Below are 4,304 nucleotides of genomic sequence, written 5' to 3' on the forward strand. Positions count from 1 at the left end.
TTGATCACCGCGGGGTGGGCGGCGAGGTGGGGTGGGCGAGGTAGGTGACCCTTTCTTGACTGATTCCAGACTGGCCTGGTGTGATCGGGGCGTGCCCCACCCCCACAGCCCCGCGACGACCGGCGGCGTCGAGGACCGCCTGCGCGCTCGCGGCCTGCGGGCCACCCGCCCCCGCACGGTCGTCCTGCAGGTGCTCGACGCGGCCGCGGCCGACACCGAGCACCTCGCGGTCGCCCAGGTCGTCGACCGGGCCCGCACGGCGCTGCCGACGGTCTCCACCCAGGCCGTCTACGACTGCCTCGACGCCCTCACCGGCGCCGGCCTGGCCCGGCGCATCGAGCCCGCCGGACACCCGGCCCGCTACGAGGCGAGGGTGGGCGACAACCACCACCACCTGGTGTGCCGCGCGTGCGGCCGCACCGTCGACGTGGACTGCACCGTCGGCCCCTCCCCCTGCCTCGCCCCCTCCGACACCGCCGGTTTCGCGGTGGACGAGGCCGAGGTGGTGTTCTGGGGCAGGTGCCCCGACTGCCGGGCCGCCCAGGCGGCGGACCCCGGACCGACCCGATCCACCGCCCTCCAGCGGAAGACCCCACGAGAGGAAGCGCGATGACCGACGTCGCCAGCCAGCAGTCCGCCCCGGGCGACGACCGCCCGACCCTGACCAACCGTCAGGGCCACCCGGTCTTCGACAACCAGAACCAGCGCACCGTCGGCGAGCGCGGCCCCGCCACGCTCGAGAACTACCAGTTCCTCGAGAAGATCAGCCACTTCGACCGCGAGCGGATCCCCGAGCGCGTCGTGCACGCCCGCGGCACCACCGCGTACGGCTACTTCGAGGCGTACGGCTCCCTCGGCGAGGAGCCCATCTCGAAGTACACCCGTGCGAAGCTGTTCCAGGAGAAGGGCAAGCGCACCGACCTGGCGATCCGCTTCTCCACCGTCGCCGGTGGGCGGGACTCCTCCGAGTCGGCGCGCGACCCGCGCGGCTTCGCGGTGAAGTTCTACACCGAGGACGGCAACTGGGACCTCGTCGGCAACAACCTGGGCGTCTTCTTCATCCGCGACGCGATCAAGTTCCCGGACTTCATCCACTCGCAGAAGCCGGACCCGGTGACCTTCGAGGCGTCCGTCGCCCAGCGGGCGTTCGACTTCTTCAGCCAGACCCCCGAGGCCATGCACATGGTCACGCTGGTCTTCAGCCCCCGCGGCACCCCGGCGTCCTACCGCACCATGCAGGGCTTCGGCGTGAACACCTACAAGTGGGTGAACGCGGACGGCGAGACCGTGCTCGTGAAGTACCACTGGCTGCCCAAGCAGGGCGTGAAGTCGTGGACCGCGGCCGACGCGGCCGCCGTGCAGGCGCAGACCCTCGGCGCGCACACCAAGGACCTCTACGACGCGATCGAGGCCGGCGACTACCCCGAGTGGGAGCTGCACGTCCAGATCATGGAGGACCACGACCACCCGGAGCTGGACTTCGACCCGCTGGACGACACCAAGGTGTGGCCGGAGGAGGCCTTCCCGCTGCGCCCGGTCGGCAAGATGGTCCTCAACCGCAACGTCAGCGACAACTTCGCCGAGAACGAGCAGATCGCCTTCGGCACCGGCGTGCTGGTGGACGGCCTGGACTTCTCCGACGACAAGATGCTCGTCGGCCGGACGTTCTCCTACTCCGACACCCAGCGCTACCGCGTCGGCCCGAACTACCTGCAGCTGCCGGTGAACCGCCCCAAGGCGCCGGTCGCCACCAACCAGCAGGGCGGCCCGATGTCGTACGGCCGCGACGAGGTCGGCTCGAACCCGCACGTGAACTACGAGCCGTCGATCACGGGGGGCCTGAAGGAGGCGACCTACCCCACGCACGACGAGCAGGGCCCGGTCGTCAGCGGCCGCCTGACCCGCAAGCGCATCTCCCGCACCAACGACTACGCGCAGGCCGGCGAGCGCTACCTGCTCTCGCAGCAGTGGGAGAAGGACGACCTGGTGGCGAACCTGGTCGGCGCGCTGCAGCAGTGCAACCGCGAGATCCAGGAGCGCATGGTCTGGCACTTCCTCATGTGCGAGGACGAGCTCGGCCTGCGCGTGGGCGAGGGCCTGGGCATCACCCCGGACGACGTGCGGCACCTGCCGCCGCTGGCGTCGCAGACCCTGAACGAGGAGGAGCTGGCGCGCCTGGCGAACCTCGGCAAGAACGGGCCGCGCGACGTCTCCGGCCACGTCATGACGCACTGCGTCCCCAACGAGCACGTCTCGGTCGCCGGCTGACGACGGCGCGCACGTGACGCGACGGGCGTCGTCCCCCTCGGGGGGGCGGCGCCCGTCGCCGTTCCCGGGGTGGCTCACCCCGGAACAACCCCCGCCTCCCGGGGGTTGGCGCCCGCGAGACCACCAGCACCGACCCTGTGGGAGAGCACCGTGACCACGTTCGCCGTCACCGCCGCCGGCGGCCGCCTCGGCCACCTCGTCGTCGAGGCCCTGCTGGAACGCGGCGTCCCGGCCGGCGACGTCGTCGCCGTCGTGCGCACTCCGGGGAAGGTCGCCGACCTCGCGGAGCGCGGCGTCCGGGTGCGCCGCGGCGACTACGACGAGCCGGACACCCTGCGCGAGGCGCTCGCCGGCGTGGACCGGCTGCTGCTCGTCTCCGGCGACACCCCCGGGCAGCGCGTCACCCAGCACGCGAACGTCGTCGAGGCGGCGCGGGCCGCGGGCGTGCAGCGCCTGGCCTACACGAGCATCCTGCGCGCGGACACCTCCGGGAACCCCCTGGCGCCCGACCACCGGGCCACCGAGGAAGCGCTGGCGGCTTCCGGGATCCCCACCACCGTGCTGCGCGACGGGTGGTACCTGGAGAACTACACCGAGGCCCTCGGCCAGTACCTGGCCGCCGGGGAGGTCGTCGGCTCGGCCCACGACGGGCGCGTGTCGGCCGCCTCCCGCGCCGACTACGCGGCCGCGGCCGCCGCCGCGCTGCTCGCCGACGACGACGGCGACCGCGTCCACGAGCTCGGCGGCCCCGGCTTCACCCTGGCCGAGCTGGCCGCGACCGTCTCCGAGGTCACCGGCACCCCCGTGGCGTACCGGGACCTGTCCACCGAGGAGCACGTGGCGCACCTGCGCTCGGTGGGCCTGGACGAGGGCACCGCCGGCTTCGTCGCCGCCCTGGACGCCTCCCTCGCCGCCGGGGAGCTGCACACCGACCGCGACGACCTGCAGCGGCTGATCGGGCGACCCGCCACCGCGCTCGCCGACGCGGTGCGCGCCGCCCGGGCCTGACGCACCGGGCCCGACGTGCCGGGTCCTCCCGCCCGTGCCGGTTCCTCCCGCCCGTGCGGGAGGACCCGCCAGGGGCGAGGGTGGGTGCGGTGAGCACCACCGACCGGCTGCCCCGCCTGCCCCTGCGCGCCGCCTTCCCGCCCCCTCCCGGCCCGGGCGTGCCCGGCGACCCGGGCTTGTGCGAACCGGGCGGTGCGTTCCGCGCCGTCACCGGTGAGCGCGCCGCCGTCCTGGGCGGGCCGGCCGCGATCCTGCTGCAGGTGGCGCACCCGCTCGTCGCCGAGGGCGTCGCGGTGCACAGCGACTACGAGGCGGGTCCGGCGCACCGGCTGCTGGCGACGCTGCAGGCCGCTCTCACCGTCACGTTCGGCGACACCGCACAGGCACGGGCGGCGGCGCGCGAGGTGGGGGCGCAGCACGCCCGCGTGCGGGGGACGACCCGCGAGGACGCACCGGGCGTGCCGGCCGGCACGCCCTACCGCGCGAGCGACCCGCACCTGGCGCTGTGGGTGCACGCGACGCTGGTGTGGACGGCGCGCCGGGTCGCCGAGCGCTACCTGGGCCGCGCGATGAGCGCGGGGGAGCGCGAGAGGCACTGGCGGGAGTCCTGGCCGTTCGCGCGGTTGTTCGCCGTGCCGCAGGCGGTCCTGCCGCCCACGGCCGCCGACTTCGAGCGCTACTGGGAGCAGACCGTCGCCGGTCTCGTCGTCACGCCCGCGGCGCGCCGCGTCGCCGGCGGCATCCTGACCCAGCGCACCCGCCCACCCCTGCCGGGCGCGGCAGCGCTGGTGCGCAGCGTCACCGCCGACCTGCTGCCGCCGTCCGTCGCGGACGGCTACGGCCTGGTGCGCACCCCCGGGCGGCGAGCCGCCGCCGGGTCGGTGCGGGTGCTCCTGCGCACGGCCCGCCCGGTGCTGCCGGACCGGGTGGCCCGCTGGCCGCACGCCGCCGTCGCCGAGCGCCGCCTCGCCGCTCCCCCCGCCCCGGCGCCCTCCTCCCGGCCCGCGTCCCCGCTCCCCACCCCGCGG

At 74.9% G+C, this 4,304-nt stretch carries 4 protein-coding genes; all 4 read left to right on the forward strand.

Annotated features, from left to right (window positions below; genetic code table 11):
• The first annotated feature begins 91 nt into the window (after positions 1 to 91).
• On the forward strand, positions 92 to 613 hold the full coding sequence (locus MN205_RS09005) for a Fur family transcriptional regulator (RefSeq protein ID WP_242126421.1): 522 nt from the start codon (positions 92 to 94) through the stop codon (positions 611 to 613).
• Entirely contained in the window at positions 610 to 2,268 is a 1,659-nt protein-coding gene (locus MN205_RS09010; protein ID WP_242126423.1) for a catalase, read from the forward strand. The genes MN205_RS09005 and MN205_RS09010 overlap by 4 nt, the downstream gene beginning before the upstream one ends.
• Positions 2,269 to 2,418: 150 nt before the next feature.
• Positions 2,419 to 3,276, forward strand: coding sequence for an NAD(P)H-binding protein (locus MN205_RS09015; protein WP_242126425.1), 858 nt, complete (start codon positions 2,419 to 2,421; stop codon positions 3,274 to 3,276).
• 89 nt (positions 3,277 to 3,365) lie between these two features.
• The coding region (locus tag MN205_RS09020; RefSeq protein WP_242126427.1) for an oxygenase MpaB family protein at positions 3,366 to 4,304 on the forward strand (939 nt) is incomplete at its 3' end.

The sequence above is a fragment of the Kineococcus sp. TRM81007 genome (assembly GCF_022669155.1).
Lineage (GTDB): Bacteria > Actinomycetota > Actinomycetes > Actinomycetales > Kineococcaceae > Kineococcus.

What these genes read in the sequence shown, in the direction of transcription:
- MN205_RS09010 (WP_242126423.1), top strand. Translation starts at nt 610, where the DNA reads ATGACCGACGTCGCCAGCCAGCAGTCCGCCCCGGGCGACGACCGCCCG.